This is a genomic window from Arthrobacter sp. KNU-44, assembly GCF_051843155.1.
Lineage (GTDB): Bacteria > Actinomycetota > Actinomycetes > Actinomycetales > Micrococcaceae > Arthrobacter.
This window is the reverse complement of sequence record NZ_JBPXNG010000002.1, coordinates 2,637,045-2,654,227: the sequence shown is the minus strand read 5'-3', so window position 1 is coordinate 2,654,227 and position 17,183 is coordinate 2,637,045. Positions and strand designations below refer to the sequence as shown.

21 protein-coding genes and 1 riboswitch are annotated in these 17,183 nt (G+C 64.4%); of the genes, 12 read left to right on the top strand and 9 right to left on the bottom strand.

Going from position 1 to position 17,183, the window contains the following annotated elements; translation table 11 throughout:
• Positions 1 to 4: 4 nt before the first annotated feature.
• The 6 genes from ACSVHC_RS13435 to ACSVHC_RS13410 all read left to right on the top strand — a co-directional run bounded on the left by ACSVHC_RS13435 (position 5) and on the right by ACSVHC_RS13410 (position 4,018).
• Positions 5 to 874 carry a DUF4031 domain-containing protein gene (locus ACSVHC_RS13435; RefSeq protein WP_437771560.1) on the top strand — a complete coding sequence of 290 codons (870 nt, stop codon included), beginning with the start codon at positions 5 to 7 and terminating at the stop codon, positions 872 to 874.
• Positions 871 to 1,650 carry a 2-phosphosulfolactate phosphatase gene (locus ACSVHC_RS13430; RefSeq protein WP_437771561.1) on the top strand — a complete coding sequence of 260 codons (780 nt, stop codon included), beginning with the start codon at positions 871 to 873 and terminating at the stop codon, positions 1,648 to 1,650. The genes ACSVHC_RS13435 and ACSVHC_RS13430 overlap by 4 nt, the downstream gene beginning before the upstream one ends.
• Before the next feature lie 100 nt (positions 1,651 to 1,750).
• Entirely contained in the window at positions 1,751 to 2,080 is a 330-nt protein-coding gene (locus ACSVHC_RS13425) for a PadR family transcriptional regulator (RefSeq protein ID WP_345448401.1), read from the top strand.
• Positions 2,081 to 2,082: 2 nt separating this feature from the next.
• Positions 2,083 to 2,457 (top strand): DUF1048 domain-containing protein, encoded by a 375-nt coding sequence (locus ACSVHC_RS13420; protein ID WP_437771562.1) that lies wholly within the window; start codon positions 2,083 to 2,085, stop codon positions 2,455 to 2,457.
• Between the two features lie 2 nt (positions 2,458 to 2,459).
• A complete protein-coding gene (locus tag ACSVHC_RS13415) occupies positions 2,460 to 3,260 on the top strand; it encodes an ABC transporter ATP-binding protein (protein WP_437771563.1) in 801 nt (266 codons plus the stop codon).
• Positions 3,257 to 4,018: an ABC transporter permease gene (locus ACSVHC_RS13410; protein WP_437771564.1), complete on the top strand. Its 762-nt coding sequence runs from the start codon at positions 3,257 to 3,259 to the stop codon at positions 4,016 to 4,018. The genes ACSVHC_RS13415 and ACSVHC_RS13410 overlap by 4 nt, the downstream gene beginning before the upstream one ends.
• Positions 4,019 to 4,063: 45 nt before the next feature.
• Here the strand turns inward: ACSVHC_RS13410 and ACSVHC_RS13405 are convergent, their stop codons facing one another.
• Positions 4,064 to 4,423, bottom strand: coding sequence for a DUF1801 domain-containing protein (locus tag ACSVHC_RS13405; RefSeq protein WP_437771565.1), 360 nt, complete (start codon positions 4,421 to 4,423; stop codon positions 4,064 to 4,066).
• A gap of 64 nt (positions 4,424 to 4,487) precedes the next feature.
• Here ACSVHC_RS13405 and ACSVHC_RS13400 point away from each other — a divergent pair, with 64 nt between their 5' ends.
• Positions 4,488 to 6,197 (top strand): sialidase family protein, encoded by a 1,710-nt coding sequence (locus ACSVHC_RS13400; RefSeq protein ID WP_437771566.1) that lies wholly within the window; start codon positions 4,488 to 4,490, stop codon positions 6,195 to 6,197.
• 17 nt (positions 6,198 to 6,214) lie between these two features.
• Here the strand turns inward: ACSVHC_RS13400 and poxB are convergent, their stop codons facing one another.
• The 7 genes from poxB to ACSVHC_RS13365 all read right to left on the bottom strand — a co-directional run bounded on the left by poxB (position 6,215) and on the right by ACSVHC_RS13365 (position 11,859).
• A complete protein-coding gene (gene poxB, locus ACSVHC_RS13395) occupies positions 6,215 to 7,951 on the bottom strand; it encodes a ubiquinone-dependent pyruvate dehydrogenase (protein WP_437771567.1) in 1,737 nt (578 codons plus the stop codon).
• Positions 7,952 to 8,039: 88 nt separating this feature from the next.
• Entirely contained in the window at positions 8,040 to 8,441 is a 402-nt protein-coding gene (locus tag ACSVHC_RS13390; protein WP_234754734.1) for a YccF domain-containing protein, read from the bottom strand.
• A 64-nt stretch (positions 8,442 to 8,505) separates the two neighbouring features.
• Positions 8,506 to 9,582: an ATP-dependent DNA ligase gene (locus tag ACSVHC_RS13385; protein WP_437771568.1), complete on the bottom strand. Its 1,077-nt coding sequence runs from the start codon at positions 9,580 to 9,582 to the stop codon at positions 8,506 to 8,508.
• A gap of 64 nt (positions 9,583 to 9,646) precedes the next feature.
• Positions 9,647 to 10,075, bottom strand: coding sequence for a hypothetical protein (locus ACSVHC_RS13380; RefSeq protein WP_437771569.1), 429 nt, complete (start codon positions 10,073 to 10,075; stop codon positions 9,647 to 9,649).
• 180 nt (positions 10,076 to 10,255) lie between these two features.
• On the bottom strand, positions 10,256 to 10,717 hold the full coding sequence (locus tag ACSVHC_RS13375; protein ID WP_437771570.1) for an SRPBCC family protein: 462 nt from the start codon (positions 10,715 to 10,717) through the stop codon (positions 10,256 to 10,258).
• Positions 10,714 to 11,064 (bottom strand): ArsR/SmtB family transcription factor, encoded by a 351-nt coding sequence (locus ACSVHC_RS13370; RefSeq protein WP_236813141.1) that lies wholly within the window; start codon positions 11,062 to 11,064, stop codon positions 10,714 to 10,716. The genes ACSVHC_RS13375 and ACSVHC_RS13370 overlap by 4 nt, the downstream gene beginning before the upstream one ends.
• 198 nt (positions 11,065 to 11,262) lie before the next feature.
• Positions 11,263 to 11,859: a phosphoribosylanthranilate isomerase gene (locus ACSVHC_RS13365; protein WP_439181007.1), complete on the bottom strand. Its 597-nt coding sequence runs from the start codon at positions 11,857 to 11,859 to the stop codon at positions 11,263 to 11,265.
• Positions 11,860 to 11,992: 133 nt separating this feature from the next.
• On the opposite strand from ACSVHC_RS13365, the gene ACSVHC_RS13360 reads away from it, so the two are divergent.
• From ACSVHC_RS13360 to ACSVHC_RS13340, 5 genes are all read left to right on the top strand, one after another.
• Positions 11,993 to 12,622, top strand: coding sequence for a HutD/Ves family protein (locus ACSVHC_RS13360; RefSeq protein ID WP_437771572.1), 630 nt, complete (start codon positions 11,993 to 11,995; stop codon positions 12,620 to 12,622).
• A 147-nt stretch (positions 12,623 to 12,769) separates the two neighbouring features.
• A riboswitch (guanidine-III (ykkC-III) riboswitch) is annotated at positions 12,770 to 12,835 on the top strand.
• A 9-nt stretch (positions 12,836 to 12,844) separates the two neighbouring features.
• The gene (locus tag ACSVHC_RS13355; protein ID WP_437771573.1) at positions 12,845 to 13,159 is read left to right on the top strand and encodes a DMT family transporter; all 315 of its coding nucleotides are present in this window, start codon (positions 12,845 to 12,847) and stop codon (positions 13,157 to 13,159) included.
• A 2-nt stretch (positions 13,160 to 13,161) separates the two neighbouring features.
• A complete protein-coding gene (locus tag ACSVHC_RS13350) occupies positions 13,162 to 13,527 on the top strand; it encodes a DMT family transporter (RefSeq protein WP_437771574.1) in 366 nt (121 codons plus the stop codon).
• A 69-nt stretch (positions 13,528 to 13,596) separates the two neighbouring features.
• Entirely contained in the window at positions 13,597 to 14,616 is a 1,020-nt protein-coding gene (locus ACSVHC_RS13345; protein ID WP_437771575.1) for an aldo/keto reductase, read from the top strand.
• A gap of 36 nt (positions 14,617 to 14,652) precedes the next feature.
• The gene (locus ACSVHC_RS13340) at positions 14,653 to 15,303 is read left to right on the top strand and encodes an MBL fold metallo-hydrolase (RefSeq protein ID WP_437771576.1); all 651 of its coding nucleotides are present in this window, start codon (positions 14,653 to 14,655) and stop codon (positions 15,301 to 15,303) included.
• Between the two features lie 11 nt (positions 15,304 to 15,314).
• Here the strand turns inward: ACSVHC_RS13340 and ACSVHC_RS13335 are convergent, their stop codons facing one another.
• A complete protein-coding gene (locus ACSVHC_RS13335; protein WP_437771577.1) occupies positions 15,315 to 17,039 on the bottom strand; it encodes a DEAD/DEAH box helicase in 1,725 nt (574 codons plus the stop codon).
• Positions 17,040 to 17,183: the final 144 nt, after the last annotated feature.

The window sequence follows — 17,183 nt, the reverse complement described above, 5'->3', positions numbered from 1 at the left end:
GGCCATGGCCGTCTACCTTGATCCGCCGCTGTGGCCCGCGCACGGGACCGTGTTTTCCCACCTCGTCTCGGACACATCGCTCGAGGAGCTGCATGCCTTCGCCGAGGCTGCGGGGATTCCCGAGCGTGCCTTCGACGGCGACCACTACGACGTCCCTGAACGCCGCTACCAGGACCTCCTTTCCGCAGGTGCCATCCCCGTGGAGGCCCGGATTTTGGTGCGCAAACTGATCGCAAGCGGCTTGCGGATCCCCGCCCGCCAACGGAGCAAGGCCCTCACCGTGCCCTTGCTGGAGCGCTGGAATTCGACACTTCCGGGACACGAGGAGCTGGGTTTCGAACTGCTCGAACGCTGGGGCGAGGACCATCGGAAGTACCACAGCCGCACGCATTTGCTGGCGGTCCTGGAAGCCTTGGATCTCCTCACCGAACCCGGGCCGCCGGCGCGCTCAGTTACGCTGGCGGCTTGGTTCCACGATGCCGTCTACGAGGGAATCGCCGGGCAGGACGAAGAGCAGTCGGCCAGGCTGGCCGAGGACCGACTGGCCATTGCGGGACTTCCCGGGCCAGTGATCGACGACGTTGCCCGGCTTGTCAGGCTGACCTCCACCCACAGCCCCGAACCGGGAGACCATCTCGGCGCCCTCTTATGCGACGCCGATCTGTCCGTCCTCGGCGCAGAACCGAAGGCTTACGCCCGCTATCTGGCTGCTGTCCGCGAGGACTACGCGCACGTCGGCGATGCAGACTTCGCGGCGGGCCGCGCCGCCGTCGTCCGCCAACTACTCGCCTTGGATCCGCTTTTCCACAGCGAACGCGCGAAAAGCCTGTGGCTCGATGCCGCGCGCCGCAACCTGGAGGCCGAACTGTCATGACCATGGCGGGGACGGTGCACCGTCAGCTTCCGTTCACGGTGAGGTTTGAATGGGGGCTCGACGGCGCCCATGCGGTCGCGTCCGGAGCGGACCTCGCCGTCGTGGTTGACGTCCTCTCCTTCACCACATGCGTCAGTGTCGCCGTCGATCGGGGCGCCATGGTGTTCCCCTATCCGTGGAAGGACGCCGGGGCCGAGGATTTCGCCGCCCGCCACGATGCCCAACTGGCGGGTCCGCGAGGTGGGGGCGGCCTGAGCCTCTCGCCGTCGAGCCTGCGGGACGCCCGGACGTTGAGCCGCGTCGTGCTGCCTTCACCCAACGGCTCGTCGATCGCGTACGAGCTCGCCCGGGAAATCCCCCTTATAGCAGCCGTGTCACTGCGAAACGCAGCGGCCACCGCGGATTGGGTGGCATCCGAACTCCCCCCGGATGCGGTGGTGGCTGTGATCGCGGCCGGCGAGCTCTGGCCCGGCGGTTCGCTCCGGCCCGCCGTGGAGGATCAGATCGGGGCCGGCGCCTTCATTGCCGGGCTCGTTGCCGCCGGGCGAGGCGGATTCACACCGGAAGACGGCAAGCAAGGCTTCGCTCCGGAGGCCGACGCCGCGATGGCGGTCTACAACGCTGCCGAACCCCGGCTCCATGACGCCCTACGAGGCTGCTCCAGTGGCCGTGAGTTGATCGGCGCAGGGTACCCGGACGACGTCGAGATCGCCGCAGAACTCGACGCCGGGACCACTGTGGCCCTGTTGAGGGACGGCGCGTTCCAGCGTCCTTGAGTCCGCTTCGGCGCAGTTCCATGAGGGGCTTGCGCTTCCACTACTTAGCGCTACTATGTACTAGTAGCTAGTAACACTGAGTAGTGAAAGGAGGTGTCCAATGGGCAAGCAGATGACGGAGATGCTCAAAGGGACCCTGGAGGGCATCGTTCTCGCCCTCCTGACGGGGAATCCCGCGTACGGGTACGAAATCACCACGCTGCTCCGGGGGCAGGGCTTCACCGAGATCGCCGAGGGCACCGTGTATGCGCTGCTCGTCAGGATCGAGCAAAAGGGCCTTGTCGACGTCGAGAAGCGGCCGTCCGAGAAGGGCCCGCCGCGCAAGGTCTATTCGCTCAACGAGCAGGGCGAGAAGGAACTGGACGAATTCTGGAATACGTGGAGTTTCCTGTCCGAGCGACTGGAACAGCTCCGAAAGGGAGGAAAGTGAACATGGCCACAGGGTGGATCGAGCAGCTCACGGGATCGCTCGAACAGAAGAAGCAATACCGGCAAAACAAGGCACGCGTGGAGCAGCTTCCCGCGGACTATCGCGCGGCGGCGACCGCGCTGGAACGGTACCTGATGTACTTCGGGGCCATCACCAAAGGAGAGATCCTGATGCGGATGCTCGGCGATCTCACCGATCTCTTCGAACAGAGCGCCGCGGACGGAACGCCGATCCGCGACATCGTCGGTGACGACCCGGTGGAATTCGCCGAAACGTTCATGCGCAACTACACGGTCGGTCAGTGGATCAACAAGGAGCGCGAACGCCTGGTCCAGGCAATCGACGCCGCTGCCGGGGACGATGGGAAGGAGAGGTGACCATGACCAGTGCATCCACCACCCGCGAACCCGCGATCCGCGTGCATGGCATGGAAAAGTCCTACAAGGAATTGCACGTACTGCGTGGCGTGGACTTCGATGTGGCGCCGGGCACCATCTTCGCCCTTCTCGGCTCCAACGGAGCAGGAAAGACCACAATGGTGAAAATCCTGTCCACACTGCTGAGTCCGGACGCCGGCACGGCCACCGTCAATGGATTCGACGTCGTGAGCCAAGCACTGCGGGTCCGGGAAACCATCAGCCTCACCGGACAATTCGCAGCAGTCGATGAAATCCTCTCCGGCCGGGAAAACCTGGTTCTGGTTGCCAAATTGCGCCACCTGAAGGACCCCGGCCAGGCGGCGGATGACCTTCTCGCGCGCTTCAACCTGTCCGATGCCGCATCTCGGAAGGTGTCCGCGTATTCCGGAGGCATGCGTCGTCGCCTCGACATCGCCATGAGCCTCATCGGGCAGCCCGAGGTGATCTTCCTCGATGAGCCGACCACCGGACTCGACCCCGAAGCGCGCATCGAAGTGTGGCAGGTGGTCCAGGAGCTCGCCAATCAGGGCACCACCGTCCTGCTCACCACGCAGTATCTCGACGAGGCTGAACAACTCGCGGACCGGATCGCCATCCTTCATCAAGGGCGCATCATCGCGAACGGCAGTCTCGCCGAGCTCAAGCAACTCCTCCCGCCGGCGAAGGTCGAATACGTCGAAAAGCAGCCCACCCTGGAGGATATCTTCCTCGCACTTGTGGGGAACGAGGGCAAGGTCGCGTCAATTAAGGACCAGTCATGAGCACACACTTCTTCGGAGACACGGCCGTCTTGCTGGGCCGCTCCATGCGTCACATCTTCCGCAGCGCGGACACCATCATCACCACCGCGATCACGCCGATCGCCCTCATGCTGCTGTTCGCCTACGTGTTCGGCGGCGCCATCAAGACAGGCTCCGGGAACTACGTCAACTACCTGCTGCCGGGGATCATGCTGATCGCGATTGCATCGGGAATCGCGTACACCGCCGTTCGTTTGTTCACCGACATGAAGAGCGGCATTTTCGAGCGGTTCCACTCGATGCCGATCGCACGATCGTCCGTGCTGTGGGCGCATGTGCTGACTTCGCTGGTTGCCAACGGGCTTTCCCTCGTGATCATCGTGCTGGTGGCCCTCCTCATGGGATTCCGCACATCGGCAAGCCTGCTGTCATGGCTCGCTGTCATCGGGATTCTGGCGCTGTTCACCCTGGCACTCACCTGGCTGGCAATCATTGCGGGCCTGACAGCGAAGTCCGTGGACGGTGCCGGCGGGTTTTCCTACCCGCTCATCTTCTTGCCGTTCATCAGCTCGGCTTTCGTGCCCACGGCCACCATGCCGGGTCCTGTGCGCGCTTTCGCAGAGAACCAGCCGGTCACTTCGATCGTCAACACGATCCAGGATCTGTTTGAACAACGGCCGATCGCCAGCGACATATGGGTCGCACTCGCATGGTGCCTAGGCATCCTCGTTCTCGCGTACTTCTTCGCCACGGCAGCCTACCGGCGCAAGATCAGCTAGGCGCGCAGCTCCCTTCCGTTGGTCGGACAGTGCGACGGAAGGGGCTTAGCCTTTGTCCTTGATCCAGCCCAGGATCACAGCTTCAAGCGCAGGCTTCTTTGCCTCGAAGTCGGCGTCGTCCATGAACCGGGCGACGCGGGAGACCTCGCCGTCGCCCTCCAACAGGCCCAGCTCATCAACGATCGACGCCCCTTGGTGGAACATCAGCGTGACGTTCTTCTTCGATCTCGGAAAGAACGACGCGATGTTTCCCTTGTAGATGAAGGTGGGCGCCTGCCACTTGACGGCCTCGGAAAGGCGCGGGTCCACCGCGAGGATGAATTCCCTGATTTTGCCGACCAGTTCACGGTGGGGGTTGTCGTATTGCTGAAGCCAGGTGTCCACGTCCGGATTTCGATTGCCCATGGCTGTAACCATAATCCCGAGTCCACGCCCAGGGGCCGAAGGCGCCGTCTCGTATCATAGACGTGTGACCTCCTACCTTCGGCGCAATGGTGCCGCACTGCCCCAAGCCCGTCCCGTCGTCGAGCACGTCCTGGCGGTGCGCGGCACGGGAGGGTACCGGCAGTACCGCATCCCCGCGCTGGTCGTTTCCACGGCGGGAACAGTGCTCGCCGCCTATGACGGCCGGCCGAACCTGGACGACCTGCCCAATCCGATAGATCTCCTGCTCCGGCGCAGCATGGACAACGGCCGCAGCTGGGAGGAGCAGCGGGTGGTCCGCAGCGGCTCGGGGCTCAAAGGCTTCGGCGATCCCAGCCTCCTGGTGGACGCCGTGACTGGGCGGATATTCATGTTCCACGCCGCGGGGACGCATGCCGGTTTCTTCGAGGCGGTAGGCGGCTTGGAACCGGATGACGACGTGCAGCACTGCGACGTCAGCTTTTCCGACGACGACGGCGTCACCTGGCAGCACCGGAGGCTCACCGATCAGCTCAAGCTGGGCGGTGTGGCGGGCGTCCGCACCGGCACTCGAGACCGCAGCATCACGGGGATCTTCGCTGCGGCCGGGCAGGGAATCCAGATACACACCGGTCCGTTCGCCGGGCGCCTGGTCCAGCAGTTCGTCGTGCTCGTGGACGGCGAAATCATGGCCGCTTCCGCGTACAGCGACGACCACGGCGAGAAGTGGACGCTCGGATCGCTCATCGGAAGGGGCCCGGACGGGGTTGGCCCCAACGAGAACAAAGTTGCGTGCCTCGACGATGGCTGCCTCCTCCTGCACTCGCGCGCCACTCCCCGGCGGCTCGCAGCAGTCTCCCATGACGGCGGCGAGACGTGGAGCCAGCTGGAACCCGTGGAAGACCTCCCCGACCCGAGCGACAACGGCTCGCTGATCCGCTTCGACGGCCTGCCAAGCGTGATATCCCTGGCCACCCCGGCCACGAACAGCTGGCTGCTCGCGAGCAACAACCAGGACACCTCCCTGCGGCGCAACACGGTCCTCAGCCTGTCAACGGACAATGGGGCAAGCTGGCCCGCCAAGCTGGTCCTGTGCGAGGGCAGCTCGGCGTACTCGACGGCGGCGCGGCTCCCCGATGGCAACATCGGCGTGTTGTACGAACGGCAGGGATACCGCGAGATCGTCTTCGTTTCAGTCCCGGTTGAGCAACTGGCGGAACAGCTTTTGGCCTCGGCCGGATCGGGTGCGCCTGAAACCCGGCCCGATGGCCTCGAGTTTCACATGGAACTGCGCTCCATCACTCCCGGCCGACCTGCCGCCTGGCAAAACGCCGGCGAATTCCATGTCATCTCTCCGGACAACGACGGTGAATGGGACGTGCAGACCTGGAAGGAAGTGGGCCAAGGCTACTCGGCGGAGCAGGCGCAGGTCCTCGGCACCCGCGAAGCCCAGGACCTCAACTACGGGCCTATAGTTCCCGGCTACAAAGCCGGGGACATCCTCGCCTTCACCGGACGCGCCCGCAACCTCGGCACCCGGCGGGCCACCGGCGTCGTACTCGTGGGACCGCACGCCAATCCGGAGGACTTCCCGCCCGCGGATCTGGCACCGGGCGCGGAAGCCCTGTACTTCACGCCGGTGTACACCGTCACCGAGGAGGATCTGGCGCGGGACTCGCTCGAGCTGACTTTTGGGGTGGCGTACGACGGCGGCGCGCGGGTCGCGGAGCGCAGCTTCAGTTTCGATCTGCGCACGGGAGCCGTGGCGGCTGGTTAGTCCTGCGCGAGGGTGGGCTAGAAAATTTGGCGGATGTTGGTCTTTGCGAGGTCGATGAGCTGGTCGCCGCGGCCCGAGAGAACCGTCCGGATTGCGTAGAGCGTGAAGCCCTTGACCTGTTCGGCGCTGATCGCCGGCGGAATGGACAGTTCCTGCCGGGCCGTGCGGACGTCGATGAGGGCCGGGCCGTCGTGGGCGAAAGCTTCAGCCAGTCCCGCTTTCAGCCCGGAGGAGTTGTCCACCCGGATACCGCGGATGCCCAGCGATTCCGCCAGTTTGGCGAAGTCCGGATTCTCGAGCTCCGTGCCGAAATTGACGAATCCCGCGGCCTTCATTTCGAGCTCCACGAAGTTCAGCGAGGAGTTGTTGAAGACCACCACTTTGATGGGGAGCTTGTTCTGCACCAAAGTGATCAGTTCGCCGAGGAGCATGGTCAGGCCGCCGTCGCCGGCCAAGGCGACCACTTGGCGCCCCCGATACGCGGCCGCCGCACCGATTCCGTGGGACAGTGCATTGGCCATGGTTCCGTGGTTGAACGAGCCGAGCAGCCGGCGTCGGCCGTTCATGCCTAGATACCGGGCCGCCCACACGGTGGGGGACCCGACGTCGCACGTGAAAACCGCATCCGGGGCCGCCAACTCATCCACGAGCCTGCCCACGAATTGCGGATGAATGGGCTGGCCGTCCTTGGCCGGAGAGGCCAGGTCGTCGAGTTTGCCGCGCGACTTGGCGTAGTGCTTGAGCGAGGTACTCAAGTGTGTTCGTTTCGCCTTCCGCTCGATCAGCGGCAGAAGCGAGGCCGCGGTGTCCTTGACCGTGCCGACGAGGCCAAGATCGATCTTGGCCCGCCTGCCAAGCTGCTCGCCCCGGATATCCACCTGGATGATCTTGGCGTTCTCCGGGTAGAACTGCTGGTACGGAAAATCGGTGCCCAGCATGAGCAAGGCCTCGCAGCTCTCCATCGCCCGATAGCCTGAACTGAACCCCAACAGGCCCGTCATGCCGACGTCGAACGGGTTGTCGTATTCGATGTGCTCCTTGCCGCGCATTGCGTGGACGATCGGCGCGCCCAGCGCGTCCGCCAAGGCCATGACCTCGGGGTGCGCGCCCGCAGTGCCGGCGCCTGCCAGGATGGTGACTTTGCCGGCAGCGTTGAGAATGTCCGCTGCCTCTGCGAGCTCCCGCGGGTTGGGCCGGATCTCCGGACGGGCGGCCCGGATCACCGCTGTCCGGTTGCTTTGCGCCTCCGCAAGGGCGACATCTCCGGGAATCACGACGACGGCGACACCGCGCTTCTCGAGGGCCGTCCGCATGGCGATTTCCAAGACCCTTGGCATTTGCGAAGGATGGGCAACGTGCTCGACGTAAACGCTGCACTCCCGGAACAACTCCTGGGGGTGCGTCTCCTGGAAGTACTGGCTGCCGATCTCTTCGCTGGGAATGTGGGCGGCGATGGCCAACACGGGAACCCTGGACTTGTTGGCATCGTAAAGCCCGTTGATCAGATGCAGGTTGCCGGGGCCGCAGGATCCGGCGCACACCGCCAATTCATCCGTGAGGCCCGCCTCGGCTGCGGCTGCCAACGCCGCGGCTTCCTCGTGGCGGACATGCACCCAACGGATGCTCTCTTCTTCCCTCAGCGCGTCCGTGAATCCGTTCAGCGAATCCCCGGGGATCCCGTAGACGCGCTGAACGTTGTTGGCTTTGAGGGTGGCGACGATGTTCTTGGCAACGGTGTTCCTGGCGGCGGACATGGACTGTTCCTTTCGAGGGGAGGCAGTGCAGACACGGCCTACGCTACTCCGGAACAGTCCATGGCGCCTGACGCGAGACGCGGGACGGTTAGTGGTAGGTGCTGACGAACGGTCGGTTGCTAGGCACGATCTGCTTGCCCAGCGGCATGAGCGATACCGGAATGAGCTTCAGGTTGGCGATGGCCAGCGGGATCCCGATGATGGTGATGGCCATGGCGAAGGCCGTGACCACGTGCCCGATCGCGATCCAAATGCCTGCAACCAGCAACCAGATGACGTTGCCGATGAGCGGGAAGACTCCCCCGCCTCCGGGCTTGTCCACGACCATGCGACCAAACGGCCACAGCGTGTACGAGGCAATCCGGAACGACGCGATGCCCCACGGGATGGTGACGATCAACAAGCAGCAGACAATTCCAGCCATGAAATATCCCAAGGCCAGGACGAAGCCGCCGAAGACGAGCCAGATGATGTTGAGCAGCGTTTTCATATTTCCCATTGTCTCCTGCCGGGCGCGGACTGGGCCTAGGGGTTGGCCCTGAAATCCCCCTGATTTATCGTTTCCCGGTGTCCAGGACCGCTGACAAATCGAACTTCACGGGTTCCTCAAGCTGCTCATAGGTGCACGACTCCGGATCCCTGTCCGGCCGCCACCGCACGAATTGCGTGGTGTGCCTGAACCGCTCCCCTTCCATATGGTCGTAGGCCACTTCCACAACGAGCTCGGGCCGCAGGGGTGTGAACGACAGGTCCTTCCCTGCGCTCCAGCGGCTGCCTTCGGCGTTGCGGGGTGTCCGGTTGCCTTCCTCCTGCTCGGCCCATGCCCAGGGATGCCCATCGAACGCAGTCACGAGGGGTTGGAGTTCGTCGAACAGTTCCCTGCGTCTTTGCATCGAGAAGGACCCCACCACGCCCACGTTGGATAGCCGGCCGCCGTCGTCGTAAAGCCCCAACAATAGTGAACCAATAAGGTCGTCACCGGTCTTATGAACCCGGTAGCCGGCCACAACGCAGTCGGCGGTCCGCTGGTGTTTGACTTTGAACATCACGCGCTTGTCCGGTTGGTAGGTACCATCCAGCGGCTTGGCGAGCAGGCCATCCAGGCCTGCGCCCTCGAACTGGTTGAACCACTGCTCTGCCGTTACCTTGTCCCGGGTTGCCGCGGTGAGGTGGATGGGAGCGGCGGCGCCTGCAAGTGCTTGTTCAAGCGCTGCCCGCCGTTCGGCGAAGGGCCGTCCCGTGAAGTCCTCATCGCCAAGGGCGAGCAGGTCGAAGGCCACGAATTTCGCCGGCGTCTGCTCGGACAACTGCTTGACCCTGCTGGCTGCCGGATGGATGCGTTGCTGGAGGGCTTCAAAGTCCAAGCGGTCACCGGACCTGCCGACCAGGATGATCTCGCCGTCGAGGACGCAGCGTTCCGGCAGGTTTGCCTTCAAAGCCTCGATGAGCTCCGGGAAGTACCGGTTCATGGGCTTCTCGTTGCGGCTACCGATTTCGACGTCGTCACCGTCACGAAAAACGACGGAGCGGAAACCATCCCATTTAGGCTCGTAGCTCATGGCGCCCTCCGGGATGGCGCCCACCGCCTTGGCAAGCATAGGTGCGACAGGGGGCATGACTGGCAGTTGCATGAAGCCATTCTTGCCCCGGCACCGGGACCGCGCTACCCGTTCATTCGCTTAAGTGGATAAAGGACTACTTGCAGTTGGCGCTCAGCCAAGTGGTTACGGGAGCCATCGCCTTTTCGAACTTGCCGCTCGAGTAGACGGTTTGGTCTTTCAAGCCCGCGATCGCAGTGTCCTTGAGGTTGGTGAAATCAGCCTTGAGTGCGTCCGGGACGCGATCGGCGGTGGCGGCAAGCTCGGTCTTGTATTGCTCCAGCTCCGCGGTCTTTCCCTGCGCCGCGGACATTGGCAGCAACGACGCTCCCGTAGCTTCTTTGGAGATGGTGGAGCACATTTCGGCTGCCGAAGCGAAGCCCCCGAACGGGCCCGATGAAGGAGTTGGGCTTGCGCTTGCGGAGTCGCCTGTAGAAGAGGACGACGGCGTGCCCGCCGCTGCGGAGCCCCCTCCCTGCGTGGAGCAACCGGACAGCGCCAACGCAGCGAAGAGCGCGACTGTCATGTATCGGATAGGGCCGTTAAGAGGTTTGGAAAGGATTTTCAAAGGTCGCATTCTGCTTGATCGTGTGTCTCCGGAACCGTTCGGCCTCCAGAGCAATGGCATTCTGTCCCCGCCGTGGAGTCTAGCCCGGATGGGCCCTGGCCTTCCAAGTTGACTTCCAGCCCCTTTTAGACCGCTTCCCTATTCCCGCACCAGCAAGGTGTCCAATTTGGTGAACGAGGTGCCCCACCCCTCGCGGGTCATGTCCACCCATTCGTCGGAGTCGAAGGGACCCTGTGTGAGATGAAGCCGCGTACGGCCGCCATCCAGTACCTCGAACTCAAGGCGCATTTCCAGCAAAAGTGTGATCCCGGCGTCGGGCTCTGCTTTCTGGGTGGCGACCAGCAGGGCGGGCGGATCGTACGCGGTGATGACGGCGTCGATGGGTGATTCCTTTGCAACGCCGTTCTCCTCCCAGGTCATGGTGAGCTGCCAGACTCCGCCCACCCGGGGGTCGACGACTATCCGGTCGCGCGGCGAATCCACGCCCACCGGCCCGAACCATACGGCGAGCTGCTCGGGGTCCACGAAGGCTTGGAAGACGAGCTCGCGCGGGGCTTCGAATTCGCGGGTCATGGTGAGGATGTGCTGTTCCGTGTTCATTGCTTGGCTCCTGGATCCTTTGAATCGTGCTGAATCTTGCGTAGGTGGGCGTCGAGGCGGATAAAGCTGGCATCCCAGAAACGCCTGTATTTGTCCATCCATTCAGTGGCTTCGCGCAGTGGTTCCGCTTCCAGCTTGGAAGACCGCCATTGTGCATTCCGGCTCCGGCTGATCAGCCCTGCGTTTTCCAGGACCTTGAGATGCCGCGAGACGGCGGGAAGGCTGATGTCGAACGGTTCGGCAAGCTCGTTCACGGTGGCCTCACCCTCCGAAAGCCGTGCCAAAATGGCCCTTCGGGTGGGGTCGGCAAGAGCCGAGAAGATGAGACTGAGCCGGTCTGCGGACATCGCTGGCGCCTTTGTATTTAACTGCTCGGCTAATTAACCGATGTATTAAATATGCGACGGCGGACGGCGCCTGTCAAGGGTCTCTTCAGCGACGCTCGCTCACTTTTGAGGGCAAAACCGCGAACCCTCGCTCACATCATCTGAGCGTGCGTTTGGGGAAAGTGCGTCATAAGTGAGCGAGCGTTTGGGGAAAGTGCGTCAGGCTTTTGCTGCTGGGACGAAGGCGCGCACGAGGTCGAGGTCCTTCACCCCACGCGAGGACTCCACGCCGCTGGAGACGTCGACGCCCCATGCCTCGGCTTCGAGGGCGGCGGCTCCGACGTTGGACGGGGTCAAACCGCCAGCCAACAACCAATGGCGTGCACCCAGGCCCAGTTTCCGGACCGAGGAATAGTCCCAGGCCTCACCCGAACCCGGGACGGCGGCGTCGATCAGGAGAAGCTCCTCGCCCCACGCCTCGAACTCGTCCGGAGCGGCACCCATGGTGACGGCCCGGATGAGCCGCATGCCGGCGTCGTGCACGGTCTTGACGTCTTCCGGCGAGCGGCTTCCGTGCAGCTGGACCCATTCAAGGCCGGCCGCGCGCGCGGTTGCGACGGCGTCGGCGGCTGCCTCGTGGCGGAAGACCCCGACGGCGGTGATGCCTTCCGGTACATGGGTCAACAAGTCTCGGGCACGATCGGGCGATACCTCGCGCGGACTCTTCGTCAGGACGAAACCCACGGCGTCTGCGCCGGACTCGACGGCGGCCTGCACGGATTCCGGCGTGCTCAAGCCACACACTTTGACGAACATTCCGCGCCTCCAACCGTTTCCCTCCCTACGACGTTAGCAAGGGCCTCCGGGATTGTTGAACCGTGCCAAGATTGCACCGATGTTACGCGGACGTTCAACAGGCCGACGACGGCCTCGGGCTAGGCTGGAGCGCATGGAGATCATCCGCTTTGCCGAGCTCAAACCCGAACCGTGGCGCAACGGAGGCGGGGTGACCCGCGAACTCGCCAGCCATCCGAAAGCGGCGTCGGCGCAAGACGGAGCGTGGGACTGGCGGGTCAGCATCGCCGACGTCGGGTCGGCCGGCGACTTCTCGACGTTCCCCGGCATGGAGCGAGTCATTACGGTGATCGACGGCGAATTGCTGCTGCTCACTGTGGACGGCGAAGAGCACCCTCTGGAAAAGTACCGGCCTTTCCGGTTTTCGGGCGAGGCTGCCTCTGCCAGCGCACTCCCGACCGGCGACATCCGGGACCTCAACGTGATCGCCCGGGCCGGCGAATTCAAGGGCTACACGTCCATCATCGAGCTCTCCAAGAAGCGCGCACACCCCGTGTTCGAAGGCCAGTTGGCAGTCCTTTTGGAGGGCAAGGCTTCTGTTAGTCCAGGCGCGGATCCCACGGAAACGGCTGAGGTACCGGAGAGTGAGGCCGCGACGACGGAGCTCGTCGAACTCGCTCGCTACGACGCGGTAGTCGGTTCCGACACCCGCAGTCCGGAGATTCTGGGCCGCGGATTCCTGGCCGTTATCTCCATCGACCGCGTGGAGCATGCGCACTCGTAGGTCCCAGCACTGGACATAATGCCAACATGCGCACCCGCTCGCCCCAACGCTGGACATGTCCCTTGGTTAAGCCCGCAGCAGCGCATGTCCCTTGGTGAGGCTCGCCACCAAGGCTGGCTACCCGGCGTCGGGATTTGCTAGCCTCGAAGGAAGGCCCGAAGAGGGACCTCCGGACGACGGTTCAGTACCCGGCACGCGACAAGACTGGCCAAAGGATCTGTCATGCCGTGGTTAATCCTCATTCTGTCCGGCGCGCTTGAGGCCGTCTGGGCCGCAGCGCTCCACCGTTCCAACGGCTTCCGCAAACCGGCCCCCTCCGCCATCTTCCTCGTCAGCGTCCTCGCGAGCACCGCGGGGCTGGCCTTCGCGATGCAATCCATTCCCACCGGGACCGCGTATGCGGTGTGGGTGGGGGTCGGCGTCGTCCTCACTGCGGCTTACGCGATGATCACCAAAGTCGAGCGCCCGACGGCGGCCCGGCTGCTCCTGCTCGCCGGGATCGGTGCGTGCGTGGTCGGCTTGAAGGTGGTGGCGTAGCCATGACCGCCAAGTTCGCATGGGCCATTCTGCTGGCCTCCGCCGTGCTCGAAGCTGTGTGGGCGACTGCCCTTGGACTGTCCGACGGCTTCAGCCAAGCCCTCCCGACCGTGGTCTTCGCCGTCACTGCAAGCCTCAGCATGATCGGCCTCGGAGTCGCCGTGAAGCAGATTCCGCTGGGCACGGCCTACGCCGTCTGGGTCGGGATCGGCGCTGCGCTGACGGTCGGCTGGGCGATGGCCACCGGCGTCGAACCGGCCAGCCCACTCAAATTGCTGTTCATTGCGGGAATCGTGGGTTGCGCGGCCGGGTTGAAGGCCCTTCCCACGGAGAAGCGTGAAGAAGTGACGGAACCGGCCCAATCATAAGAGCGGAATACTCCCCCGCTGCTCGGAGTTGCGAGCAATGAGACAAACCCTCGGCGAAGGAGAAGCACCATGAGCCCGGAAACCACAAACGTACGGCTCGGCGATGGCCTGACCGTGAGCCCCCTAGGCTTCGGCGGGATGGCATTGACGCCGGTATACGGCGAGGTGGATCCCGCCGAATCCCTCAAGACGCTGCATCACGCCGTGGATGCCGGCATCAGCTTCATTGACACCGCGGATATTTACGGCGCGGGCGACAACGAGGAACTGATCGCGAAGCTGCTGAGGGATCGCCGCGACGAGGTCCAGTTGGCCACCAAGTTCGGAATCGTGGGCAACCCGCGCGAAGGCTACACCGATGTCCGGGGAGATACCGAGTACGTGGCGCAGGCGGCGGAAGCAAGCCTCCGCCGCCTGGGCACCGACGTCATCGACCTCTACTACATGCACCGCCGCGACCTCCGCGTTCCGATTGTGGAAACCGTGGAGGCCATGGCAGAGCTTGTCCGGGCAGGCAAAGTCCGGCACCTCGGGCTGTCTGAAGTAACAGCCGAGGAGCTGAGGGAAGCCAACGCCGTACACCCGATATCCGCAGTGCAGAGCGAGTGGTCCATCTGGAGCCGGGACGTTGAGCGCAACGTTGTCCCGGCCGCGGCAGAGCTGGGCGTGGGTTTCGTACCCTATTCGCCGCTTGGCCGGGGTTTCCTCACGGGAACCGTCAGCGCCGACCAACTCGGCGAGAACGATTTCCGGCACCGCATTCCCCGTTTTGCAGACGGCGCACTCGACGCCAACCAGGCGGTTGTTGCCGCAGTGCGCACCGTGGCCGCCGAGCTGTCCGAAAGCACCGGCCGGGATGCAACTCCCGCCCAGGTGGCTTTGGCCTGGCTATTCGCCCAGGGCCGCCGTCTCCAGCTCAGCGTGGTCCCCATCCCGGGTACGCGCAAAGCGCACCGGATCGACGAGAACCTGGGCGCCTTGTCACTCGAGTTGAGTGCCGCCCAACTGGACGTGCTCGACGGCGCCGCGGACGCCGTCGTCGGCTCACGGTCCGCGGATCCCGCTTGGGTTTCGCAGGGCCGCGAATAGGCGGTGGGCCGCAGGCGGCTTCCGTAGAGTGGACGAATGGACTCACTCATTCATTCACTGCGTGACATCACCATCCGGCGAATCTCGGTCAGCGAGATGAACAACAACGTGTACCTGCTCACCGCCAAGTCAAGCGGCGCGCAGCTCTTGATCGACGCTGCGGACGACCTTCCGGCCATCCAACACATGATCGAAGACGCGGCCGCTGACACCACCGCCACGCCGAAACTGGCCCTGATCGCCACGACGCACCAGCACTGGGACCACGTCCGTGCGCTGCCCGGGTTGGTGGAAGCTACGGGCGCGAAGACCTCGGCCGGAGTAGACGACGCCGACGCGCTGCCCGTTCCGGTGGACGTGCAGCTGCGCCATGGCGATGTGGGCAACTTCGACGGTTTCGACATCACCGCAGTGCACTTGCGCGGCCACACTCCCGGTTCGATCGCCTACGTGTACCTGGACCCGGAAGGGCCCGCGCACATTTTCAGCGGCGATTCCTTGTTCCCCGGCGGTGTGGGCAACACGCAGAACGATGCCGCCCGCTTCACTTCGCTGTTGAACGACGTGAGCGAACGGCTGTTCGACGCCTACCCGGACGACACTGTGGTGCATCCGGGCCATGGAGATCCGACCACGCTCGGTGCGGAGCGGCCACACCTTGCGGAATGGCGCGAGCGCGGCTGGTAATCCCGCCCTGCTTAGCGGCCGCGGCGCTCGTTCGACGCCGGAGCCGAGGCACGGCGCGGGCCGCCGCGGGCCGGACGGCCGGAAGCCGAGTTGCCTGAGCCGGAGCCGTAGGAGCCACCGGAGTTGCCACCCGTGTTCGAGGACCATACGGACTTGTTGCCGCTGGTACGCGTGGAAGTAGCGGATTCCGTGCGTGGCGCCGACGCCGAGCGGTTGCCGGCGGCAGCACGCTGACCGGTTGCCGGACGACCGCTGCGACCACCCTGGCCCTGTGCACCAGGAACGTCGTTGCGGTGACCGGAAGCAGCGTTTCCGCGTCCACGTGGGCTGCGGGCGACGTCGTCGTTTGCTGCTGCGCGGCGATCGGCGCGGTTGATGTCGGTGCGCACGGGCTCGGAGGCAACCTTGCCACGGCCACCGCGACCACCGCGGCCACCCGCAGTGGGTGCAGCCTGGGTGGAACGGCGGTTGCGCTTGCGCTGGGCGTTGGCACCGGTGGATGTACCGCCGCCCGACTGCTGGGTCTTCGCTGCGAGCAATGCCGCACGGGTTCGGGGATCAACCTTGTCGGCAACCTGGCCCACGAGCTCGGCGATCAACGGGGAGTTGGCCGTGACGCGCTCGAACGAGACGTCGACGCCGGCAGCCTTCATGAGCTTCTTGACGTCGGACTGCTGCTCGGGGAGCGTCAGCGTGACCACGGTGCCGTCTGAACCTGCACGGGCCGTACGGCCGGAGCGGTGCAGGTAAGCCTTGTGCTCTGTGGGCGGGTCGACGTGGATGACGAGTTCGACGTCGTCGACGTGCACGCCGCGGGCAGCGACGTCGGTGGCCACCAGGACCCGGACCTCGCCGCTGGCAAACTCGGCGAGGTTGCGGTCACGGGCATTCTGCGACAGGTTGCCATGGAGATCGACGGCGGGGATGCCGCAATCGGTCAGGGTCTTGGCCAGCTTGCGTGCGTGGTGCTTGGTCCGCATGAAGAGGAGTCGGCGGCCGGCACCGGAGGCCAGCTCCACGATCAGCTGCTTCTTGACGGTCTGGTCGTTGACCACCAGGACGTGGTGCTCCATGGTGGTGACCGCGGCCTGGGGGTCGTCCACCGAGTGGGTCAGCGGGTTGGACAGGTAACGGTTGACCAGTTTGTCAACACCGTTGTCCAACGTCGCGGAGAAGAGCAGTCGCTGACCCTGGGTAGGAGTCATGTCCATGAGCTTCTTGACCACCGGGAGGAAGCCGAGATCGGCCATGTGGTCGGCCTCGTCCAGGACGGTGATCTCGACGGCTTCGAGAGTCAGGATGCGCTGGCGGATGAGGTCCTCCAGGCGGCCCGGGCAGGCGATGACAATGTCGACGCCGGCGCGCAGCGCCTTTTCCTGGCGGGCCTGGGAGATGCCACCATAGATGACCGTGGTGTTCAGGCCCATGGCCTTGGCCAGCGGCTCGATGGTGGCGTTGATCTGGGTGGCCAGCTCACGGGTCGGTGCGAGGACCAGACCCATCGGGCGGCCGGGCTTGCGGAAGTGCTTGGCTTCGCGCTCGGCGAGACGTGCCACAAGCGGGATAGCGAAAGCGATGGTCTTACCGGAGCCCGTGCGGCCACGGCCCAGGACGTCGCGGCCTGCGAGCGTATCCGGGAGGGTCTTGACCTGGATGGGGAATGCTTCTTCGATGCCATCTGCAGCGAGCGAGTCGGCGATGGCCTTGGGCGTGCCAAGGGCAGCAAAAGTAGTCATGTGTTTCAAGGGTCTTTCTGGCGGTGTCCAACGGACATCGTCCCCCGACGCCGGTTGGGCCAAGGGTTCGCCGAGGAAAAAGTCAGTGATCAACCGGTAGGCAATAAGCCGTGGCCGGGACCAGAGAAAACGCGTTCATCGACG